This window comes from Sphingobium sp. YR768 (assembly GCF_900111125.1).
In the GTDB taxonomy this organism is placed as follows: domain Bacteria; phylum Pseudomonadota; class Alphaproteobacteria; order Sphingomonadales; family Sphingomonadaceae; genus Sphingobium.
In genome coordinates, this window is sequence record NZ_FOGE01000001.1 from 175399 (window position 1) to 195995 (window position 20597).

General features: G+C 64.4%; 20 protein-coding genes. 9 read left to right on the top strand and 11 right to left on the bottom strand.

Annotated features, from left to right (window positions below; all coding sequences use genetic code 11):
- Positions 1 to 6 precede the first annotated feature (6 nt).
- Positions 7 to 708: a YoaK family protein gene (locus BMX92_RS00840; protein WP_093010519.1), complete on the top strand. Its 702-nt coding sequence runs from the start codon at positions 7 to 9 to the stop codon at positions 706 to 708.
- A 1-nt stretch (position 709) separates the two neighbouring features.
- Here the strand turns inward: BMX92_RS00840 and BMX92_RS00845 are convergent, their stop codons facing one another.
- Both BMX92_RS00845 and BMX92_RS00850 read right to left on the bottom strand, forming a co-directional pair.
- Positions 710 to 1285: a TMEM175 family protein gene (locus BMX92_RS00845; protein ID WP_093010521.1), complete on the bottom strand. Its 576-nt coding sequence runs from the start codon at positions 1283 to 1285 to the stop codon at positions 710 to 712.
- Positions 1282 to 1893, bottom strand: a complete 612-nt coding sequence (locus BMX92_RS00850; RefSeq protein ID WP_093010523.1) for a helix-turn-helix domain-containing protein — start codon at positions 1891 to 1893, stop codon at positions 1282 to 1284. Before BMX92_RS00850 ends, BMX92_RS00845 begins: the two co-directional genes overlap by 4 nt.
- 189 nt (positions 1894 to 2082) lie before the next feature.
- Here BMX92_RS00850 and BMX92_RS00855 point away from each other — a divergent pair, with 189 nt between their 5' ends.
- Positions 2083 to 5013 (top strand): sensor histidine kinase, encoded by a 2931-nt coding sequence (locus BMX92_RS00855; RefSeq protein WP_256213231.1) that lies wholly within the window; start codon positions 2083 to 2085, stop codon positions 5011 to 5013.
- 33 nt (positions 5014 to 5046) lie between these two features.
- On the opposite strand, the gene BMX92_RS00860 is transcribed toward BMX92_RS00855, so the two are convergent.
- Both BMX92_RS00860 and BMX92_RS00865 read right to left on the bottom strand, forming a co-directional pair.
- On the bottom strand, positions 5047 to 5829 hold the full coding sequence (locus BMX92_RS00860; RefSeq protein ID WP_093010525.1) for a nucleotidyltransferase family protein: 783 nt from the start codon (positions 5827 to 5829) through the stop codon (positions 5047 to 5049).
- Positions 5830 to 5987: 158 nt separating this feature from the next.
- Complete coding sequence (locus BMX92_RS00865; RefSeq protein WP_093010527.1) at positions 5988 to 7514, bottom strand: M23 family metallopeptidase; 1527 nt, start codon at positions 7512 to 7514, stop codon at positions 5988 to 5990.
- A 223-nt stretch (positions 7515 to 7737) separates the two neighbouring features.
- Here BMX92_RS00865 and BMX92_RS00870 point away from each other — a divergent pair, with 223 nt between their 5' ends.
- From BMX92_RS00870 to BMX92_RS00900, 7 genes are all read left to right on the top strand, one after another.
- Entirely contained in the window at positions 7738 to 10557 is a 2820-nt protein-coding gene (locus BMX92_RS00870) for a helicase-related protein (protein WP_177184906.1), read from the top strand.
- On the top strand, positions 10550 to 10846 hold the full coding sequence (locus BMX92_RS00875; RefSeq protein WP_093010529.1) for an RNA-binding S4 domain-containing protein: 297 nt from the start codon (positions 10550 to 10552) through the stop codon (positions 10844 to 10846). Before BMX92_RS00870 ends, BMX92_RS00875 begins: the two co-directional genes overlap by 8 nt.
- 71 nt (positions 10847 to 10917) lie before the next feature.
- The gene (locus BMX92_RS00880; RefSeq protein ID WP_093010531.1) at positions 10918 to 11175 is read left to right on the top strand and encodes an antitoxin; all 258 of its coding nucleotides are present in this window, start codon (positions 10918 to 10920) and stop codon (positions 11173 to 11175) included.
- Positions 11172 to 11495: a type II toxin-antitoxin system RelE/ParE family toxin gene (locus BMX92_RS00885; RefSeq protein ID WP_093010533.1), complete on the top strand. Its 324-nt coding sequence runs from the start codon at positions 11172 to 11174 to the stop codon at positions 11493 to 11495. The genes BMX92_RS00880 and BMX92_RS00885 overlap by 4 nt, the downstream gene beginning before the upstream one ends.
- Positions 11496 to 11629: 134 nt before the next feature.
- Entirely contained in the window at positions 11630 to 11968 is a 339-nt protein-coding gene (gene fdxA / locus BMX92_RS00890) for a ferredoxin FdxA (RefSeq protein WP_004211101.1), read from the top strand.
- Positions 11969 to 12222: 254 nt separating this feature from the next.
- Positions 12223 to 12750 carry a CarD family transcriptional regulator gene (locus BMX92_RS00895; RefSeq protein WP_093010535.1) on the top strand — a complete coding sequence of 176 codons (528 nt, stop codon included), beginning with the start codon at positions 12223 to 12225 and terminating at the stop codon, positions 12748 to 12750.
- Between the two features lie 128 nt (positions 12751 to 12878).
- Positions 12879 to 14036: a pyridoxal phosphate-dependent aminotransferase gene (locus BMX92_RS00900; protein WP_093010537.1), complete on the top strand. Its 1158-nt coding sequence runs from the start codon at positions 12879 to 12881 to the stop codon at positions 14034 to 14036.
- 160 nt (positions 14037 to 14196) lie between these two features.
- Here the strand turns inward: BMX92_RS00900 and BMX92_RS00905 are convergent, their stop codons facing one another.
- The 7 genes from BMX92_RS00905 to BMX92_RS00935 all read right to left on the bottom strand — a co-directional run bounded on the left by BMX92_RS00905 (position 14197) and on the right by BMX92_RS00935 (position 20595).
- Positions 14197 to 14451 carry a hypothetical protein gene (locus tag BMX92_RS00905; RefSeq protein WP_093010539.1) on the bottom strand — a complete coding sequence of 85 codons (255 nt, stop codon included), beginning with the start codon at positions 14449 to 14451 and terminating at the stop codon, positions 14197 to 14199.
- An 80-nt stretch (positions 14452 to 14531) separates the two neighbouring features.
- Positions 14532 to 15035 carry an asparaginase domain-containing protein gene (locus BMX92_RS00910; protein ID WP_093010541.1) on the bottom strand — a complete coding sequence of 168 codons (504 nt, stop codon included), beginning with the start codon at positions 15033 to 15035 and terminating at the stop codon, positions 14532 to 14534.
- 159 nt (positions 15036 to 15194) lie between these two features.
- Positions 15195 to 16022 carry a pyrroline-5-carboxylate reductase gene (gene proC, locus BMX92_RS00915; RefSeq protein ID WP_093010543.1) on the bottom strand — a complete coding sequence of 276 codons (828 nt, stop codon included), beginning with the start codon at positions 16020 to 16022 and terminating at the stop codon, positions 15195 to 15197.
- A gap of 4 nt (positions 16023 to 16026) precedes the next feature.
- Complete coding sequence (locus tag BMX92_RS00920) at positions 16027 to 16533, bottom strand: type III secretion system chaperone family protein (RefSeq protein ID WP_093010546.1); 507 nt, start codon at positions 16531 to 16533, stop codon at positions 16027 to 16029.
- Positions 16534 to 16575: 42 nt separating this feature from the next.
- Positions 16576 to 16875, bottom strand: coding sequence for an accessory factor UbiK family protein (locus BMX92_RS00925; RefSeq protein WP_093010548.1), 300 nt, complete (start codon positions 16873 to 16875; stop codon positions 16576 to 16578).
- Between the two features lie 42 nt (positions 16876 to 16917).
- On the bottom strand, positions 16918 to 17466 hold the full coding sequence (locus BMX92_RS00930) for a TspO/MBR family protein (RefSeq protein WP_093010550.1): 549 nt from the start codon (positions 17464 to 17466) through the stop codon (positions 16918 to 16920).
- A gap of 24 nt (positions 17467 to 17490) precedes the next feature.
- Positions 17491 to 20595 (bottom strand): efflux RND transporter permease subunit, encoded by a 3105-nt coding sequence (locus tag BMX92_RS00935; RefSeq protein WP_093010552.1) that lies wholly within the window; start codon positions 20593 to 20595, stop codon positions 17491 to 17493.
- Positions 20596 to 20597: the final 2 nt, after the last annotated feature.

Genomic DNA, 20597 nt, shown 5'->3' on the forward strand with positions numbered 1-20597 from the left:
TTCCCCATGCCGCCAGCCCCGCAAAATTCCTCCCCGCTTCCCGGCCTGCTCCTGCTGCTGTCGACCACGACCGGCCTGGTCGATGCCGTCAGCGTGCTGGGCCTGGGCAAGGTGTTCACCGCCAATATGACCGGAAACGTCGTGTTCCTTGGCTTCGCCGCCGCCGGGACGCCCGGCTTCAAGGTCGCACCCTATCTGGTCGCGCTGCTGACCTTCTTCATCGGCGCCCTCATCGCCGGCCGCGTCGGGCAGGGTTTCGGCAAGCGACCGTTGCGGCACTGGCTGACCGTTGCCGCCCTGATCGAAGCGGCCTTGCTGTGGATCGCCGCCATCGTCGCGCTCGGCTTCGACATTCCCTCGCTCAAGCCGACCGTCGCGCTGTTCGCGATCATCGCGCTGACCGCCATCGCCATGGGTTTCCGCAATGCCACCATCCGTCAGTTGAAGGTGCCCGACCTCACGACCACGGTGCTCACCCTGACGGTCACGGGCATTGCAGCGGACTCCAGTCTGGCCGGGGGCAATAATCCCAATCTCGGCCGTCGCATCGGCGCCATCGTTGCGATCTTCGCGGGCGCGGCAGCCGGTGCACTGATGGTCACGCATATGGGCCTTGCCCTGCCTCTGCTGGTCGCTGGCGGCGTCGTGCTGCTGGGCACCCTGCTGTGCGTGCGTCATCCTGCGGCCGCCCTGCCGCACGGCGCATGAATCAGCGCGCGGCAACCCGCGCAAAGCGCCGATCCGGGACGAACCAAAGAGCGATGACAAGGATATAGAGGCCCACCGCGACCCAGCGGCTCACGAAACTCAGGGGAATAGCTGCGCCATAGATGGCCAGCGTTCCCCAGCCTTTCCAGTCCATCCCCAGCGCCCGTGCCAGCTTGGATTCGGTCCCGTTGCAGGCCACGATCGCCCGCTCGGTGAGGAAATAGCCGATGGCGGCCCCGCCCAGCACGATGCCATAGGTCGCCGTCGCGCCTGTCGAATAGGCGCTGTCATCCAGCCAGCGGATGACGAAGGGCACAAGGCTAAGCCAGAAGAGCAAGAACAGGTTCGCCCACAACACCCGCCCGTCGATACGCGGGTTGAGCTGGAACAGATGATGGTGATTATTCCAATAGAGGCCGACATTCACGAAGCTCAATATATAGGCGATCAGCAACGGCAGACGTTGCGCCAGATCGGCCAGAGAGCCGCCGCTCGGCACCTTGAGTTCCAGCACCATGATGGTGATGATGATGGCGATCACACCGTCCGTGAAAGCCTCAAGACGTTTGCTGTTCATGCGACCGCTCTTTGCCAGGTTCGTCGCCATAGCAAGGGCGTCGTGCCAACCAGCCGCTTGAACAGGCGCGTCAGATGCGCCTGATCGGCAAGGCCACAGGCACTGGCGATGTCCGACAGGCTGTTTCCGGTTTCCAGCATCAGCCGTTGCGCGCGCCGGATGCGCTGGCGGATCACATAGGCATGCGGCGTTTCGCCCACGCTGACCTTGAAGGCGCGACAGAAATGTCCGGGGCTCAGGCTCGCGACCAGCGCCAGCTCCTCGACAATGAGGGGCCGACCCAGCCGATTTTGAACATAAGCCGTGACTTCTCTCAACTGCCATCCGGCAAGGCCTCCGGCCTGCGGCGCCTGATGGGTGTCCGGTTGCGATGGAATGAGCGGCAGCGAAGAATCTTGCGGACGACTTGCCTGCCGTAACAAGCGGCAGACCCGATCCAGATAATGTCGTGCATCCTGCGGGTCGTTTTGCAACGCATTCTGCGCCTTGTTCAACAGGCCCAGAAGATAGTCGGGATCGATTGCCTCTGCCGACCTGTTCTCGCCTGATGCGGAGGCCCCTCCTCGATAGGCTGGCGTCAAAATATGGGCATTTGAACGATCCAGCATATCCGGAATGATGCGGCAGCGTTATGATTCGGCAAAGCCCCGAAGGAGGGGGCGATCGCCCCACTATAGGGGGACTTGTGCGCCGGACGCATGGCGCTAGGTCTGTTCGCTTGCCGCTTGCCGCTTGGCGGTGTCGGCATCCGCCCTCGACCCGAGAAGCCCCGTTAGCATGATGCAATCGACAGTAGGATGGTAAGATATTGGGCGCTGATCGCCTCCCTGTTGCTTGCCCCTCTTACCGGGGAGGGGCGGGCGCAAGGCCCGGCTCAATCCCTGTCCCAGATGCGCCATACCGGTTGGAGCCTGAAGGACGGCGCACCCGGCAATATCAGGGCGCTGGCGCAGGGAAAGGACGGTTTTCTCTGGCTGGGATCATCCACTGGTCTTTATCGCTTCGATGGCATTCGGTTTGACCGGATTCTGCCTGACCGTGACGATCCCCGCAGATCGCTTCAGGTCACCGCACTTCTTGCGGCGCGCAATGGCGATATCTGGGTCGGTTATGATTTCGGCGGCATCGCCGTCTATCGCGACGGCAGGTTGCATGACGCCAATCCCTGGCCACCACAAGGCGGCGTCAGTGCGATCGTACAGGCGCGGGACGGATCGGTCTGGGTCGCGGCGGATGCGCGCGGCAAGATACTCCTCTCCAGATACGCCCATGGCCGCTGGAGCCGCTATGGCGCGCAGCAGGGTCTGATCGACGGGATGATGGGGCCGCTGCTGGCCACGTCGGACGGCAGCCTGTATGTGGCGCTGCCTCCGCATCTGCTGCGCCTCGCGCCAAACGCGTCGCGCTTTGTCAAATTGAACGAGCAGGTCGCATCCTACGCCGCCTTGGCGGAAGACGATGCCCATCGGCTGTGGCTGGCAGATGACAAGGGCTTGAGGGCGCTCGTGCCAAACAGCCCGCGCATCCGTTTGCCCGCGGTCAGCACCCCTTACATCACGCGCCATGTCACCATCGATCGCTATGGCCATATCTGGATCACCGGGCAGAATGAAGGCCTGGGCTACCTTCCAAAGGCACTGCCCAGGCTCGAAATCGCGGGAAAAGCGGCCGGACTTATCGACGGGTTGAGCCTGTCGGCGCTTGAAGATCGGGAAGGCAATATCTGGGTCGGGACCGAGGCAGGCCTCGACCGCTTTGCCAAAGCCAATCTCATCCAGGCTGGCGATGATACGGTCGTGACCGGCTTCGTGAAGCCACCGCGTTCTGCGCGTTTCTTTTATGCCGGCACTGCGGGCGTCTATCGCGTTGCGGCGGATGCCAGGCCGAAGCTGATCTTTCGCAAATCCGATGTCGGGGTCCTGTGCGGCAACGAACGCAGGCTGTTGGCGATCAGCCTGTCGGGCGCCTTTCTGCTGGATCTGACCGAAAAGGGTGAGGTCGGACGCCAGACGGCGGTCGAAGGGCCGTTGTCGGTCAGTTGCGCAGTGGATGCCAAGGGGCAATTCTGGGCAGGCATGGATCGCCTCTATCGCCTGGAGGGCAATCACCTTCTGCCGACGGCAGGCCCGGCAGGTCAGCCCGGCGGAACGATTACGTTGCTGCGAGCAGCGGGCGATGGAGGGCTGATCGCTGCACGCAGCCGCCAAGGGCTTTTCCGTATCGATGGCGCCACCGAAACGCTTTTGCTCCCGCGTGCAACCAGCCTTATCGGTTCGGTCAACACCCTGTTGCAGGATGGCGGCCACCTGCTCGTGGGCGGGCAAAAGGGCCTGACCTATCTGGGCGGTGGCAAGACCCAGACGCTGACGGAGCGTATCTATCCTTTTCTCGCCGGCATAACCGGCATTCACCGCACGCGCGATGGATGGACCTGGCTGAATGGCGCGACCGGGATCGTGCGGATCAGAAACGCTGCGCTTGAGGCTGGCTTCGCCCATCCCGGCCGGCCCATTCCCTATGAACGCATCGGCCATGAAGGCAATTATCGCGCGCGATCCAATCTGTTCGATGCCAATGACATGGTGGAGGATGATAAGGGCCGGCTCTGGTTCGCGACCAACCAGGGTCTTGCCTGGACGGCAGCCTACCGCCTGACGCAAAATTCCATGGCACCGCCGGTCGTGATCAAAGCCGTGCACGTCGATGCTGTGCGTTACGCGATCGGGAATGGGCAAATCATGCTGCCCGCTCATAGCCAGAGGGTCCAGATCGACTATAGTGCGCTCAGCCTGACGGACGCGGAGGAAAACCGCTTCCGCTACCATCTGTCCGGCGCGGGCGCAGGCTGGTTTGACGCAGGCACGGAAAGGCAGGCCCTCTTCACCAACCTTGCACCGGGCCGCTATGCGTTTCGCGTCATCGCTGCAAATAATGATGGCATATGGAACAAGGAGGGCCAGCTCCTGTCCTTTGAGATCGCTCCCGCCTTCTACCAGACAAGGTGGTTCCTCGCCTTTTGCCTCGCCATTTTGCTTGGCGCATCATGGCTGCTGTATCGATGGCGATTGCAGGTGGTCGCGGAACGGGCGCGCGGCCGGGTCGAAGCGCAACTGCTCGAACGCGAACGCATCGCACGCGAACTGCACGATACGCTCCTCCAAGGATTTCAGGGCCTGATGCTGCGCTTTCAGGCCGTGGTCGAACTGCTTCCCCGCGGCCAAAGAGCCAGAGCCGAACTCGAAACGACCCTCGACCGCGCAGAGGAGGTGCTGATCGAGAGCCGGGAGCGCGTCCACACTCTGCGTCAGGATCTCGAACCAGTCGTGCTTGCCGAGCGGCTCGATGCCTTGCTCCGCGATCTTATCGGCGAACGACTCCATTGGACGATCGAAGAACTGGGCGTCGTCCGTCTGGTTTGCGGTCCGGTGGCTGATGAAGCTGCCTGGATCGTGCGGGAAGCGGTCAGCAACAGCCTTCGCCATGCGTCCGCGTCGACCATCCTCCTGCGCATCTCTCACGGAACGGAACGGCTGTCCGTTGCAGTCGTCGATGATGGCAGCGGACTGCCATCGCCTGTCATCGAAACAGGCATGCGCGAAGGCCATTATGGCATGGTTGGCATGCGTGAACGCGCGTGTCGGCTGACCGGGACATTGGAAATCAGCTCTGTAGCCCGGCAAGGCACAGAGATCCGGCTCATCATACCCGCGCGGGTCGCTTACCAATAGTTTTCCGGTGCTGACGGGGACGTGCCGGAAGGCCTATCGCCGCGCCAAAATCGACTCGATCAGCGTGACGTCATCCGGCTTGTCCGCGTCGATGCAGGCTTCCGGGCTCTCCATCGCCACCAGCCGCGCGGTCAGGCCGAATTTGCGACCGATCCGCGCGATGCCGCCGCGCAGCGTCAGGATGCGCAGTAATGCGCCCAGCAGCGCGAACGGCCCGAAGGCGGCCAGGATCTTCCAGCCCTTCTTGCGGTCCTGCTCTACCTCCTGCCACAGGGCGATGACCGGGCGGGCCTTGTCGCTGCCGAACCAGAAGATGTTCGCGCCCGACCACCAGCCATCGCGGAATTTGAGCCATGTGCGGCGCGATCCCGGATAGCGCGCCAGCAGCGTGTCCCGCTCCACCATGGCCACGGCGATATCTGCCCCGGTCGCTTCGGCGACGAACTGGTCCAGCATTGCGGCGTCCAGCAGCACATGATCGGCCGTGGTCAGCAGGATCGGGAAAGGCAGGTCGCCCTTTTCCAGCAGCGCCAGCAGCGACGAGGCGATCCCCTGCCCGCCCGTTTCGAACCGCACGCGCGGATCGGTCGCCAGCCAGCCGGTGGCGGGATCATCCGCGAACAGGTCGGGCCGCTGCGTCAATATGATCACCCGGTCGATCGCCGGATGCGCAAGCAGCGCGCGCGCCGGCCGGTTGATCATCGGCTCCCCGCCGACCGGCACCAGCGGCTTGACCGCAACGCCAGCGGCCTGCGCCAGCGGATCGGGAATCGGGCGGGCGCCAGCAAGCAGGATGGCGGTAAAGGAACCAGTCATGGCAGCGCCCTAGCCCAGTAGACGATAAGCGGAAAGAGCCTCTCCATTTCCGTTCGCCCTGAGCCTGTCGGGCCGGCAGGCGACCGCAGGTCAACGGCGCGCGCAACGCCCTTCGACGACAGGCTCAGGGCGAACGGGATTTGTTACTATTCTGCGCCTTATTTGCCCTGTGCCACCGGGGCGGCCGGGGCCTTTTGCGCGAAACTGTCGTGCAGCCCCACGCGCAGCCCCTGATATTGCGCCAGTTTCGCGCGGAAGGCGGCGAGTTCGCTGCCCGCCAGCTGGGCGGTGGTGGTGAACTTCACCGACAGCGGATTGACCACCTGCCCGTTGCGATACAGCTCATAATGGAGATGCGGGCCGGTCGACAGGCCGGTCGACCCGACATAGCCGATCACCTGACCCCGGCGCACCCGCTGGCCCGGCGCTGCCGCGATCCGGCTCATATGGGCATAGCCGGTGGCAAGGCCGCTGCCATGTTCGATGCGGACATAATTGCCATGGCCGCCATGGCGCCCGGCATAGGAAATGACGCCGTCGGTCACGGCATAGATGGGCGATCCATAGCGAGCGGCGAAATCGACGCCGGCATGCAGTCGCCTATAGCGCAGTATCGGGTGGCTCCGCATACCGAAACCGGATGATATGCGCCCGGCCACCGGCGAGGTCAGCACGCCGCGCCGCTCGCCCACGCCCGACGCCTCGAACCATTCGGTGCGGCCGTCCTTCGTCCATTTGAGCATGTCGACCGACTTGCCGCGCGCGCGCTTCAGGCCCGCATAGAGCAGTTCGCCCACTTCCACATCGCCGGTTTCGGCGCGATGATAGTCGGTGACGATGTCATAGCGGTCGCCCGCCGCGATGCTGCCCAGATCGACCTGCTGCGCGATCACGCGCAGGAATGCCTGCACCGCGCTGGGCGGCGCGCCCGCCGCACGGGCCGAGCGATAGATGCTTTCGCCGACCACGCCCTGAATGCGCAGCGGCGTATTGTCGACCCGGATCGGGATGCGCTTGACCGACAGCACGCCACCGGCCCGCGTCAGTTCCACGCTGAGGTCCAGCCGCGCGCGGAAGGCCAGCCTGTCGAGCGGACGCGGCCGATCCCGGCTGGCGCGGCGACCCAATAGGATGTCGAGCCGGGTGCCGGGCTTCACTCCGCCGTCAATGTCGCCGCTGACCATCGCCATCACGGTGGAGACGTCACCGCTGCTGACCCCGGCGCGGGACAAAGCGCGGGGCAGACTGTCGCTGCTGCCCACCTGTGCATTGAGTTCGATCTGCGGCCGCTCGGGCGTTTCGCGCAGCGGCTGGACCGCGTCGGTCGGCCCCATGCGATGGCCGCTGTCCGCGCCCAGCGCCAGCGGCGTGATCATCTGGCTGCGCACTTCGTCATAGTGCGCGTCGCTCAGTTGCGGTCCGGGCGCGCCGGGCACCGGCTGGAAACCGGGGGAAAGATAGAGGGCGGTGGCGCACAGGCCGAAACAGGTTGCGAGGCCACGGAACCAGGTGAGGCTGCCGATGCGCTGGCCCAGATCAGGGGCCAGCTCCACCTCATCCGCCCAGTCGCGCAGGCGGCTGCGCCAGTCCTGCGGCGTTACCGGCGTGCGGGCGAGCGAATCGGCCAGCCACAGGGATACGGGTGCGCCGCCCTGCTGCGATCCGAACTGACTATCCTGAAACAAACCCGCGACCCTTAAGGCTTTTTCATTGCCGCATCGGCAACGTCCCCCGCGCCATGCGTGGTGGGACTGTTGTGAACGTACAGGGTTAAAGTCAAATAAAGACGATGCGATGACGGCGATTGGTGCGACGAACCGTGCCGGCGGCCCGACGGGCACGGCTTGTCGGGCGGAACATGGAAATCTCCTTGCTCCCCGGCGCATCCTGCCCGACATAGGCGGCACAATGGTCCAGTTCGCCCGTTCTTCCATCACCGCCGTCCTGGGACCGACCAATACCGGCAAGACGCACCTCGCCGTCGAGCGGATGTGCGGCCATAGCAGCGGCATGATGGGCTTCCCGCTGCGCCTGCTGGCGCGCGAAGTCTATGACCGGGTGGTCGCGATCAAGGGCGCTAACCAAGTCGCCCTCATCACCGGCGAGGAAAAGATCGTGCCGCCGGGCGCCCGCTATTTCCTGTGCACGGCCGAATCCATGCCGATCGGCGGCGGGCGCGAATCCGGCGTGAAGGAGGATTTCGCCTTCGTCGCGCTGGACGAGGCACAACTGGGATCGGACCCGGAACGCGGCCATATCTTCACCGATCGCTTGCTGCGCGCACGCGGCCGCGAGGAAACGATGATCCTCGGCTCCGCCAGCATCGCCAAGCTGGTGAAGGCGCTGGTGCCCGACGTGGACATCATCGGCCGCCCGCGCTTTTCTACCCTCTCCTATGCGGGTGCGAAAAAGCTGTCCCGCTTGCCCAAGCGATCCGCCATCGTCGCCTTCTCCGCCGAGGAGGTCTATGCCGTGGCCGAAATGCTGCGCCGCTTCCGGGGCGGCGCGGCGGTGGTGATGGGCGCGCTCAGCCCCCGCACCCGCAATTCCCAGGTGCAGATGTTCCTGAATGGCGAGGTCGATTATCTGGTCGCGACCGACGCGATCGGCATGGGCCTGAACCTGGACGTCGCCCATGTCGCCTTCGCCTCGCTGCGCAAATTCGACGGCCGCCGCAGCCGTCGCCTGACCGTCAGTGAAATGGCGCAGATCGCCGGGCGCGCGGGGCGACATCATAAGGACGGCACCTTCGGCAGCCTCGGCCATGAAGATGGCGACGCCGCCTTCACGCCCGAAGAGATTGAAGCGATCGAGGCGCATCGCTTCCCGCCGGTGGAGCAGCTTTTCTGGCGCAACGGCACGCCGCGCACCGACCGGCTCGACCATCTGCTGTTCGATCTGGAGCAGAAGCCGGAACGGCCGCAACTGCGCGCCGCACCCGAGGCGGTCGACCATGCGGTGCTGCGCCGCATGGCCGACGATCCGCTGGTGATCGAGCGGGTGAAGGGCAAGCGGCAGGTCGAGCGGCTCTGGGGCGCCTGCGGCCTGCCCGATTTCCAGAAGCTGGGCGCGGACCATCATGCCCGCATGGTCAGCCGAATCTGGCGCTTCCTGTCCGAAGGCACCGGTCACATCCCGCGCGACTGGTTCGCGCAGCAGGTGGCCCGGCTCGATTCGGTGCAGGGCGATATCGACACATTGTCCGGCCGGATCGCCGCCGCGCGCACATGGTCCTATATCGCCCATCGCCCCGACTGGCTGGCGCATCCGGTCGAAATGGCCGAGCGCACCCGCGCGCTGGAGGAGAAGTTGTCCGATGCCCTGCACGCCGCGCTGACCCAGCGTTTCGTGGACCGTCGCACCTCCGTTTTGTTGCGCGATATCGGCCAGAATGCCAGCAGCCTGCCGGTCACGGTGGAGCAGGACGGGACGGTTTGCGTCGATGGCGAGACGATCGGACGACTTGACGGATTTCGATTCTCGGTTGATCCCGCTACGCGGCATCAGGACCGAAAGATGTTGCTGGCGGCCGCGGAACGGCGCCTTGGAAAGGTATTACGAGTGAAGGCTGAAGAACTGATTGCAGCGGCGGATACGGATTTCGCCCTGCTGGACGAGGCGGGACAGGCGCCGGGGATCGCCTGGGGAGAGACGGTCGTGGCCGCTCTGCTGGCGGGGCCAAGCCTGCTGGCGCCCGAAATTCGGCTGGATCGTGCGTTACTTAGCCTGGGTCAGGACGTGCAGAAGCAGGTTGTCGCCCGCCTCGCCACCTGGTTCGACGCGCAGAAGCAGAAGCATTTGTTGCCGCTGGTGAAGATGGCGGAAAGCGCCGCCGATCCGGCCGTGCCCGCCGTCGTCCGCGCCGTATTCGCCCAGTTGGGCGACGCCGCCGGCGTGATCGCGCGCACCGATCTCGATTCGGCGCTGGGCCATCTGGACAAGGAACAACGCCATCTGCTGCGCAAGGCGGGCATCGATATCGGCGTGCTCGACATTTATCATCATGGCCTGCTGAAGCCCGGCGCGGCGCGCTGGCGCTCCGCCTTGCTGGCCGCGCGCATCGCCAAGCCCTGCCTGCCGCTGCCCGGCCCCGGCCTGACGCTGATCCCGGCGGGCGAAAAGACTGCCCAGATGGGCGCACGGATCGCGGGCTTCCGGGGCTTTGGCGATCAGATGCTGCGCATCGACATGGCCGAACGCATGGCACGCGCCGCGCATGAGGCGATCGCGAAGAATGAAGCCTTCACCCATGCCAGCCCACAGATCGTGTCGCTGGGCCTGTCGGAAGCCTCCTTCCTGACGCTGATGCGCCTCGCCGGTTTCCGCCCGATCACGCCCCAGCCGATCGCGCCCGAACCGATCGCGCCAGTCGCCACGCCGGAAAGTCCGGCCGAAGAGACAGAAGCGGAGGCCGCACCGGCCATCGCAGCGGAAGGCGAAGAGGTCGCGGCAGCAGCCGAAGCGCCCGTCGAAGCCGCCCCGGTCGCAACCGGCACCAACTGGGCTTTCAAGGGCCGACAGAAGCCCCGCAATGATCGTCCGCAGCATGGCCGTCCGCAGGGGCAGCAGCCGCGTGGCCCGCAGTCGCGCGACGGGAAGCCCAATGGCGGCAATCGTCGCCCCGGCAAGGATGGCGGCTCGCCCCGTCCGGCGTCGGCGGGCAGCAGCCCCGCCCCGGTCAACAACGCCTTTGCCGGCCTTGCCGACCTGCTCGGCCGCAATGGCTGATCCGATCGCGGGCGCCGGCCACGGCCCTAGCCTGCGCATCGACAAATTTCTGTGGTTCGTGCGGCTCTGCAAGAGTCGCTCGACCGCACAGAAGTTGGCCGAGGACGGGCATGTCCGCCTCAACGGCCGCCGCATCGACCGCGCCCACGCCCCGGTGCGCGCGGGCGATCTGATCACCTTCCCCCATGGCGACACCGTCCGCGTGGTCCGCGTGACGGCATTGCCCTTGCGACGTGGCCCGGCACCGGAAGCGGAAGGCTGCTATGAGGAACTGACGGTCGGGGAGTAGAGACGCTGCCCATCATTTGGCGCGCTCCCCACATTTGTGATAATGTTCGCACCAACGCCATAGAGGTGCCTATGAGCCGCCTGACCATCGATATGACCGACCAGCAGCATCAGAGCCTGAAGGCAATGGCCGCTCTGCAAGGCAAGACCATTAAGCAATATGCGCTGGAACGCCTCTTCCCCCAGCAGAAGTCGGACGCCGATGACGCATGGCAGGAATTGCGGCAGTTGCTCGATGCGCGCGTTGAAGAAGGACTGGCAGGAAAAGTTTCGCCACTTTCCCCCTTACAAATCATTGAACAGGAACTCGGGCCGGACTGGCGAGATTGAGCCCCGCTTATGTCCTGACGTCAACAGCGGCGGCGGAACTCAGGGCGATCGTCAGTCATACCCGCCGTCATTGGGGCCAAAGGCAGGCGGGCGTTTATGCCGACCAACTGCTGACCGCGATGGACGGACTGACCGCTGGTCTGGGCGCCTACAAAGATTTGCATGAATTGCGCACCGGCCTTCGGGCAATTCGCTGCGGCCATCATTATATTTATGTCGTCATCAGGCCAGAAGTCCCTGCTCTTATCATTGTCATCCTGCATGAACGCATGGACCTGATGACCCGACTGTCCGGGCGGATCGACACGCCGAAGAAGTAGCCAATAGCCGCCCCGAAATTGCGAGTCGCTCGCACCAAACAAGCCCTAAACCCCTGGCAACAATATCCTCATTGACCTTCGCGCGCGGCGGGCATAGCAGGGCCGCGTTTTTCCAAGTCAAGAGTGCCCAGACAATGACCTATGTCGTGACCGACAACTGCATCCGCTGCAAATATATGGATTGCGTCGAGGTCTGCCCCGTGGATTGTTTCTACGAGGGCGAGAATATGCTGGTCATCAATCCCAACGAGTGCATCGACTGCGGCGTGTGCGAACCCGAATGCCCGGCCGAGGCGATTCTGCCGGATACCGAAAACGGCCTTGAAAAATGGCTGGAGCTGAACACCAAATATTCGGCGGAATGGCCCAACATCACGGTCAAGGGCGAGGCCCCGGCCGATGCCGACGCGATGAGCGGCGTCGAGAACAAGCTGGAGCAATTCTTCTCCCCCGAACCGGGTGAAGGCAGCTAAGCCAAGGGCGGCCCTTCGTCCCAAATTGCGCCATATTTACCGGCCCACCCCCAGACATTGTGTCCGGGGGTGGTAATTTTGTTACGAATCTGCTAAATAGGGCCGCAACGGTCGGATATATCCCCCTTATATCCCGCCCTGGAGAATAAGCTTCATGTCTTGACGGTGGCGCCGTGGACTTCCCGGCATTTGCTTTTCTCGCGCATCTGCCTCCGCGTTCGTCCCGTTCCCCGGTTGAATTGGAAAGGTATCAAATGGCTGCCAAGGCGCTGTCCTTTGACGTTGGTGATTATGTCGTTTATCCCAAGCATGGCGTAGGCCGTGTGATCGAACTCCAGAAGGAGCAGATTGCGGGCATGGAACTGGAGTTGTACGTGCTCCGTTTCGAAAAGGAGCGGATGACGCTCCGCGTGCCGACCAACAAGGCCGAAGGCGTGGGGATGCGCAAGCTGTCCTCCAACAAGACCCTCGAAGAATCGATGGAAACCTTGAAGGGCAAGCCCAAGGTCAAGCGCACCATGTGGTCGCGCCGCGCCCAGGAATATGAAGCGAAGATCAATTCGGGCGACCTGGTGTCGATCGCCGAAGTGACCCGCGATCTGTTCCGCGCCGACGATCAGCCGGAACAGAGCTATTCGGAGCGCCAGATCTTCGAAGCGGCCTCCAGCCGCCTCGCCCGCGAACTGGCTGCGATGGAAGAAACGGACGAGCCGGCCGCGCTCAAGAAGATCCTGTTCATCCTGAACGAAGCCGCGCCCAAATATGCGAAGGTCGAAGGCTGACCCCTTCCCTTTCATGACGAAAACCGGAAAGGGCGCTCCGCAAGGGGCGCCCTTTCTCGTATGACGCTGCGGAAATCCGGTGCTCGTCCGTTGATCCCCGGTGACATCGTCATGAGGGGAAACAGGCCATGCACGACCAGATTGAAGCCAAAGCAGACCTTATCCAGCGCGGCTATTCGCGCCGTCAGGCCGCCCGCATCCTGAGCGTGCTGGGCGCAGGCGTCGCCGCCGCGACCGCCGGAACGCCGGTCTGGGCCCAGCGCAACGATGGCCCGGAGGAAGGCAATTTCCCCAAGGTCCGCATCGGCTCCAACGAATGCTGGACCGGCCCCTTCCCGGTAGCGCAGGCCGAAGCCGCCAGGATCATCGGCCATGCCAATTTCTATCATCCCGGCACCGAAGTCAGTGATTTCAAGAAGACGCTGGCCACGATCGAGGCTGTGCCCACCGACCATATCCTGCCCTGGCCCGGCTCCAGCGATCCGCTTTCGCGCATCGTCGTCGCCTTCTGCTCACCGCAAAAGGGGCTGGTGACGGCGGATGTCAGCTATGAACAGCCCTGGGGCACGGCCGAATGGGCCGGTGCGAAGGTGACGAAGGTGCCGCTGACCAGCGATTATCGCCATGATGTGAAGGCGATGCTGGCGGCCGATCCCAATGCCGGCCTCTATTATGTCTGCTCGCCCAACAACCCCACCGGCACGCTGACGCCGATCGACGATATCGAATGGCTGGTCGCCAACAAGCCGGCCGGATCGGTCGTGCTGGTGGACGAAGCCTATCTCCATTTCTCGCACGGCAAGTCCGCCGCCTATCTAGCCGCCAAGCGCGACGATGTGGTCGTGCTGCGCACCTTCTCCAAGCTGTTCGGCATGGCCGGCATGCGGCTGGGCGCGACCATCGCCTCGCCCAAGCTGCACGAACAGTTGATGCGTTATGACGGCAAGCGCATGTCGACCAACCTGCCGCTGCCCTCGGTGGTGTGCGGCACCGTCGCCCTGACGCAGAAGGCGCTGATCGAGCAGCGCCGCGCCGAAATGATCGCCGCCCGCGACTTCACTTTCGCCCATCTCAAGAAGCGCGGCATCACATTCATCCCGTCGGACGCAAACATGTTCATGGTCGACTGGGGCAAGCCGGCCAAGGGCGTGCAGGAGCAGTTCCTGGCGGCGGGCGTGGGCATCGGTCGCAACTGGGCACCCTGGCCCACCATGTCGCGGATCACGGTGGGATCGATGGCGGACATGCAGGCTTTCTGCGCCGCCCTCGACCGCATCATGGTGTGACGGGCTACTGGTTAAACCATCGAACCTTAACCAAGCCCCGTTCGGGTTGAGCCTGTCGAAGCCCTGCCCTTTTCTTAAAGAAGAACGGCCCTTCGACAGGCTCAGGGCGAACGGATACAGAAGTGATCCCTAATTGGCGAACGATGCCTGATCCGACAGGTTACTGCCCCTTCACGCTATCGGCGGCGTCCTTTGCGGCGTCGCCGACATCGCTCGCCGCCTGACCGACCTGCGTCGCGGCGGTCGACACTGCATCATCCTTGCGGCTCTGGCTGCTGATCAGGAAGAAGGCGGCCACCGCCACCACGACGACCAGCAGCAGGACGGCGAACATCGTGCCGCCGCCACCGCTGCGCCGTTCGATGATCGTGGTGGTCGTCGCCGGACGTTCCTGTTCGACCTGATAATCGGCCATGTCTCTAACTCCTCCTCAAGCCACCCGCGCGGATAAATGCGCAGGCCGGTGGCAAGGTTCCGGGGAGGAAGGCGGCGCGATCAGTCCTGTATGGGGACGAAGGCGCCCTTGGCGCGATCCTTGATCACCTTGTCGGCGCGGAAGACCGATCCGCTCATGGTGATATAGACGCCCGGTTCGGCGACCTGCGCCGTAGCGAACGCCATGCCCAGGTTGAAGCTGGCGTCACTCTCGCCAAAACGCGCCGGGGCCAGCGCGCCGACCAGCACGACCGTCTTGCCGGGAATGTCCTTCAGCAGCTTCGCCGTCTCGGTCATGGTGTCGGTGCCATGGGTGATAACGATATGCTGTTCGCGCGCGGCGGCCACACGCGCAGCGATCAGCGCCCGGTCGCCATCGTCCAGTTCCAGACTGTCCTTGCGGGTAATTTCCTCGATCCGGAAGGGCCGCTTCACGCGCGCTACTTCCAGCAGCTTGGCCATCACCGTTTCGCCGACCTGATAGTCGGACAGGGCGTCGAAATAGATTTTGTCGATCGTCCCGCCGGTGGTCAGCAGCAGGATGGGGGTTTCAGGGGACAGCATGGCGCGACTCCGGATCAGTTTGCGCGGCCATTAGAATATTTGCCGCTGACGTGAAACCCACGATCCCGCAACCAAGCTGCTCCTGCGGAAGCAGGAGCCCAGGATGCAGGGCACATCGTTCGATGCTGGGCTCCTGCTTCCGCAGGAGCACCGGGCCTTCTACGCCCCGCGCGCCATCGCCTCGCCACGGTCGCGCGCGGCGGCGAGCGTGTCGGTCAGCAGGGTCAGCAACCTGTCGTCAGCATCAAGGACATTCAGCCCCTCGCGCGTCATGCCGCCGGGGCTGGCGACCCGGTCGGCCAGTGTCGCGGGGTTATCTGCGGCGCGGGCAGCCATGTTCGCCGATCCCTGCACCGTCGCCAGCGCCATGCGCGCGGCCTGATCCGCCGGAATGCCGATCGCTTGCCCCGCGCGCGCCAGTGCATCGGCAAAGCGGAACAGGAAGGCCGGGCCACAGCCCGACAGCGCCGTCACCTGATTGAACAGGGTTTCGTCGCTGATCCATTCGGCCAGGCCCAGCGGCTGGATGAGCGCATCCACATCCGCCTTGGCAGCGGCATCGGTGGTCGCATCGGTGAAGAGCGCCGTCACGCCCTCCCCCAGCCCCACCGGCAGGTTGGGCATGGCGCGCACGATATCGCGCGCGCCGGGGAAGCGGCTGCGCAGATCGGCCAGCGTGGTGCCCGCAAGGATCGAGACGATCGGCGTGCCGGCATTGCACAGCGGCGCCAGCGCGGCGGCGACATCGGCAATCTGATAGGGCTTCATGCCCAGCAAAATCGTCGTTCCGCCCGGCAAGGCGGCGGGATAGTCCGTCACGACCGTCACGCCATCGGCCACCGGCCGGCCGCTGGGGCGCAGCACGGTGACGCGCGCGGGATCGAGGCCGCAGTCCAGCCAGCGCGACAACATCTGCCCCGCCATATTGCCGCAGCCGACAAGGAAGAGATGGCCGGGGAAGAGATGGTCGGGCCAGATCATCGTCACGGGATCAGGCCTCCCCACGGGTTTCGATCAGGCTGGCGGAAATCGCCTCCGTCGGCGACTTTCCGCCCCACAGGACGAACTGGAACACCGGATAGAAGCGTTCGCATTCGTCGATCGCGGTTTCCACCAGCAACTGCGCCTGATCCAGCGTCAGCGTGCCGCCAACACCCAGCAGGGCGCCATGACGGAACAGCACGATGCCGCTGGACGACCACAGCTCGAAATGGCCGATCCAAAGCTGCTCGTTGATCAGGCCCAGCGTTTCATAGACGGTGGCGCGCTTGTCTTCGCTGACCCGGATATCGGGCATGGCGAGCAGTTGCAGCACCTGATCCTCATCACGCCAGATGCCGCGCAGCTCATATTGCGCCCACGACCCTTGCGTATGCGCAACGATCTCATCCTCGCCGATCTGCTCGTAGCTCCAGCCATGCGCCTCGTAAAAGGCCGCCAGCATATCGATCGGCGCGGCCTCCTGACCGCCATGTTCAAATTCGTCGCTATCCATCATCGGCGCGCCTTATCACCGCATGCGGCGAAAGGACAGAAGCGATCAGTTCGCGTCGCCGGCCTTGGGCTTGGCGATCTTGACGCTCTTGGTGATCGGCTCGGGCGCCTTGCCTTCCAGCGCGTCGAGGCGGGCCTTCAGCAATTCCACCTCTTCGCGCGCGGCGGCGGCGACAGCCTTGACCGCATCAAATTCTTCGCGCGACACGAAGTCCATGCCGCCGATCCAGTCCTTCGCCCGTTCGCGCGCATTGGATTCGAATTCGCGCGTCATGCCCGCCACCGTACCGGCAGCGCCGTTCACCAGCTTGGCCAGATCGTCGAAAAAGCGGTTTTCGCTCTGCATTGCACTTGTCCTCGTTGCGGCGCGCGGATCACGCGCCCGTCATCATATCTGGGTCTTGAGCGCCGGTGCGACAAGGGTCGCCGCATCCGGGTTCAGGCGGCCGATCTCATAGTTGAGGAAAGAGGCGAAAGCCAGCCAGACCAGATAGGGTAGCAGCAGCACGCCCGCGAACCGGCGAATGCGCCAGAAGAGCGCCACCGTCACGGCCACGAGGACGAACAGAAACAGGATCAGCGCCAGCGCGCTGCCCACCTGATGCGCGCGAAAAAAGAGCGGCGACCAGATCAGGTTGAGCAGGAACTGGACGATGAACAGCGCGATCGCCGGCCCCCGCCCCTTCGCCCCGCGCGCATGCAGCACGATGGCGAAGGCCAGCGCCATCAGCACATAAAGGATGGTCCAGGCGACGGCGAATGCCCAGCCCGGTGGCATCAATGCTGGCTTTTCCAACGCATCGAACCAGCGATTGCCATAGCCGCTATTGGCCATCTTCCCCGACAGGAAGCCCAGCGCGACGATGACGGGAACGGTGAACAATGCCCATCGCAGATAGGCGAGACGTAACTGACCCTGGGACGCAATCTCGTTCATCGAAAGCAAAACTCCCCGCGCATGTCATTCAGCCGGTTCGGGCGAATCCTTCAGCGCCGAATCCAGCTTCCGGCCCACGGTTTGCGGAGAAACCGTCCGCTTCGCAACGCGGGAATAGAAGATCGGGATCAGGAACAATGTGATCAGCGTCGCCAGACTGACGCCGAACACGACGACCGTGCCGATCGAATGCCGCGCCGCCGCCCCCGCGCCCCCGCGCAGGACCAGCGGCACCGCCCCGATCACCGTCGCGATCGACGTCATCAGGATGGGGCGCAGGCGACGCTTGGCCGCTTCGCGAATGGCTTGCGCAATCTCCAGCCCCTCGTCGCGCAACTGGTTGGCGAACTCGACGATCAGGATGCCGTTCTTGGCCGCCAGACCGACCAGCATGACGATGCCGATCTGGCTGTAGAGATTGACCGTCCCGCCGGTGATCGCCAGCCCCAGCACGCCGCCCGCCACGGCCAGCGGCACGGTGGCGATGATGACGCCGGGATGGATGAAACTTTCGAACTGGGCGGCCAGCAGCAGGAAGACGATCAGGATGGTGAGGCCGAACACCAGCCAGATCGCCCCGCCCGTCTCGCGCAGCGACTGGCTTTCGCCGCGATAGCCGATCGCCAGCACTTCGGGCGACTGGCGCGCCTGATCCTCCAGCCATGTCAGCGCCTGCCCCAGCGACGTGCCGGGCGCCAGCGCGGCCGTCAGCGTAATGGCGCGCAGCTTGTTATAACGGTTGAGCTGGCGCGGCCCGGCGACTTCGCGGATCGTGACCAGAGTCGACAGCGGCACCAGCGCGCCGGTGCGGCTGCGCACATTGATCCGCTCCAGATCGGCCACGGTGCGGCGGCCATCATCCTCTGCCTGCACCAGCACGCGATACTCCTCGCCCCGGTCGACATAGGTGGTCACGCGGCGCGACCCCAGCAGGCTTTGCAGCGCCTGACTGATGTCATTGACCGAAACCCCCAGATCGCCCGCGCGGTCCAGATTGGTTTCGATCCGCATCTGCGGCTTGGTTTCCTTATAATCGCTGTCCAGGTTGATGAGGCAGGGATAGTCGGCGGCGGCCGCCATGATCCGGTTGCGCGCGGCGACCAGCCCTTCATAGGTGGAACCCGCCAGCACGATATTGACCGGCAGCCCGCGTCCACGCCCCAGCCCCGATCGCGGCGCCGCGTTGCCACGCACGCCCGGCTGATCGGCAATCACCTTGTTGACGATGGTCGCAACCTGCGCGGTGGTGATCGTGCGATCCTCCCACGGGCGCAGGAAGGCGATGACCTGACCGCTGTTGAAATCGTCCGTCGTGCCGAAGCCGCCGGGGGTGCGGATCACCAGATTCTGAAGCGTGCCATCCTTGCGCAGAAAGGCCAGATCATCCTCGATCTTCTTCATATAGGCCATCATCCGGGCAAAGCCGGTGCCTTCGGGCGCGTTGATGCTGGCTTCGACCACGCCGGTATCTTCCGCCGGGGCAAGTTCGCTCGGCAGGCGGGTGAACAGGAAACCCGCAACCGCCAGAAAGACGATGACGCCCAGCACCGGCAGCAGCGGCTTGTTCAGCGCCCCGTCCAGCCAGCGGGCATAGCCATTTTCAAGGCCCTGGAAACGATCGTCGATCCAGCGCGCCAGCCGCCCGCGCTCCGCGGTCTTGAGCAGCTTGGAACAGAGCATCGGCGCCAGGCTGAGCGAGATGAAGCCGGAAAAGGCGATGGCCGCGATCATCGCGATCGCCAGTTCGCGGAACAGCAGACCGGTCTGGCCCGCCAGGAACATCACCGGCACGAACACGGCGCACACGACCAATGTGGTCGAAATGATCGCAAAGCCCACCTGCCGCGTGCCCAGATAAGCGGCGACCAGCGGATCGTCCCCCTGTTCGACGCGGTGATAGACATTTTCCAGCACCACGATCGCGTCGTCCACCACCAGACCGATCGCCAGCACGAAGGCCAGCAGCGTCAGCAGGTTGATCGACAGGCCCAGCAGCCACATCACCGCGCAGGTCGCGAGCAGACAGATCGGCACCGTCACCGCCGGCACGATCGTCGCCCGCACCGATCCCAGGAACAGGAAGATGACCATGATGACCAGCAGCGCGGCTTCGATCAGCGTGTCGTACACATTGTCGATCGCCCGTTCGATGAACAGGGATTCGTCGGTGCCGATGGCGATCCGCATCCCTTCCGGCAGGGTCGGTTCCAGCTCCTTGATCAGCGCCTTGGCCTTTTGCGCGACCTCCAGCGTGTTCGCGCCGGACTGACGGATGATGCCGATGCCGATCGCCGTGCCCTGATTGGAACGGAAGCTGCTATAGGGATTTTCCGCCCCTTCCTCGATCCGGGCGACATCGCCCAGCATCACCTGATGCCCGTCCGCGCCGCGCCCGACCACGAGCCGGGCAAACTGGTCCGGCGTGGCGAAGGGTCGCTCGACACGCAGCGTCTGGTTCTGATCCTTCGATTCAAAACGACCGGCGGGCAGTTCGACATTCTGCGCGCGCAACGCGCTTTCGATATCGGCCGGGGTCAGGCCGAACGCCGCCAGCTTCTCCGCATTCAGCCACAGCCGGGTCGAAGGCCGCGCTTCGCCGCCGATGGTGACGCGCGCGACCCCGTCGATCGCGGCGAAACGGTCGGCGATATTGCGGTCCAGGTAGTCGCTGATCCGGATCGGCGACCAGCCTGGCCGGGAAAAGGCCAGGAACAGGATCGACCGCGCATCGGAATCGACCTTGCGGATCTCCGGCGCCAGCGCGTCTTCGGGCAGATCCTCCGTCACCGACCCCACACGGTCGCGCACGTCATTGGCGGCGCTGTCGATGTCGCGCGACGGATCGAATTCGATATTGATGTTGGACGTGCCGTCCTGCGACGTGGAGGTGATGGTCTGGATGCCCTGCACCCCCGCCACCGCATCCTCGATGATCTGGGTGATGCGCGTTTCCACCACCGACGCGGCGGCGCCGGTATAGGTGGTTTCGACCGACACGACCGGCGGATCGGTATCGGGATATTCGCGCACCGACAGGCTGAAATAGCCCACGATGCCGACGATGCACAGCAGCACCGCGACGACGGCGGCGGATACCGGCCGGCGGACGGACAGGTCGGAAAGCTGCATGG

Bases quoted from the DNA above. Each gene is read 5' to 3' on its own strand.
- BMX92_RS00910 (WP_093010541.1), bottom strand. From the start codon at position 15,035: ATGCTGTCCCCTGAAACCCCCATCCTGCTGCTGACCACCGGCGGGACG.
- BMX92_RS00895 (WP_093010535.1), top strand. From the start codon at position 12,223: ATGGCTGCCAAGGCGCTGTCCTTTGACGTTGGTGATTATGTCGTTTAT.
- BMX92_RS00920 (WP_093010546.1), bottom strand. From the start codon at position 16,533: ATGATGGATAGCGACGAATTTGAACATGGCGGTCAGGAGGCCGCGCCG.
- BMX92_RS00905 (WP_093010539.1), bottom strand. From the start codon at position 14,451: ATGGCCGATTATCAGGTCGAACAGGAACGTCCGGCGACGACCACCACG.
- BMX92_RS00845 (WP_093010521.1), bottom strand. From the start codon at position 1,285: ATGAACAGCAAACGTCTTGAGGCTTTCACGGACGGTGTGATCGCCATC.
- BMX92_RS00880 (WP_093010531.1), top strand. From the start codon at position 10,918: ATGAGCCGCCTGACCATCGATATGACCGACCAGCAGCATCAGAGCCTG.
- BMX92_RS00900 (WP_093010537.1), top strand. From the start codon at position 12,879: ATGCACGACCAGATTGAAGCCAAAGCAGACCTTATCCAGCGCGGCTAT.
- BMX92_RS00930 (WP_093010550.1), bottom strand. From the start codon at position 17,466: ATGAACGAGATTGCGTCCCAGGGTCAGTTACGTCTCGCCTATCTGCGA.
- BMX92_RS00840 (WP_093010519.1), top strand. From the start codon at position 7: ATGCCGCCAGCCCCGCAAAATTCCTCCCCGCTTCCCGGCCTGCTCCTG.
- BMX92_RS00935 (WP_093010552.1), bottom strand. From the start codon at position 20,595: ATGCAGCTTTCCGACCTGTCCGTCCGCCGGCCGGTATCCGCCGCCGTC.
- BMX92_RS00870 (WP_177184906.1), top strand. From the start codon at position 7,738: ATGGTCCAGTTCGCCCGTTCTTCCATCACCGCCGTCCTGGGACCGACC.
- BMX92_RS00875 (WP_093010529.1), top strand. From the start codon at position 10,550: ATGGCTGATCCGATCGCGGGCGCCGGCCACGGCCCTAGCCTGCGCATC.
- fdxA (WP_004211101.1), top strand. From the start codon at position 11,630: ATGACCTATGTCGTGACCGACAACTGCATCCGCTGCAAATATATGGAT.
- BMX92_RS00855 (WP_256213231.1), top strand. From the start codon at position 2,083: ATGGTAAGATATTGGGCGCTGATCGCCTCCCTGTTGCTTGCCCCTCTT.
- BMX92_RS00850 (WP_093010523.1), bottom strand. From the start codon at position 1,893: ATGCTGGATCGTTCAAATGCCCATATTTTGACGCCAGCCTATCGAGGA.
- BMX92_RS00860 (WP_093010525.1), bottom strand. From the start codon at position 5,829: ATGACTGGTTCCTTTACCGCCATCCTGCTTGCTGGCGCCCGCCCGATT.
- BMX92_RS00925 (WP_093010548.1), bottom strand. From the start codon at position 16,875: ATGCAGAGCGAAAACCGCTTTTTCGACGATCTGGCCAAGCTGGTGAAC.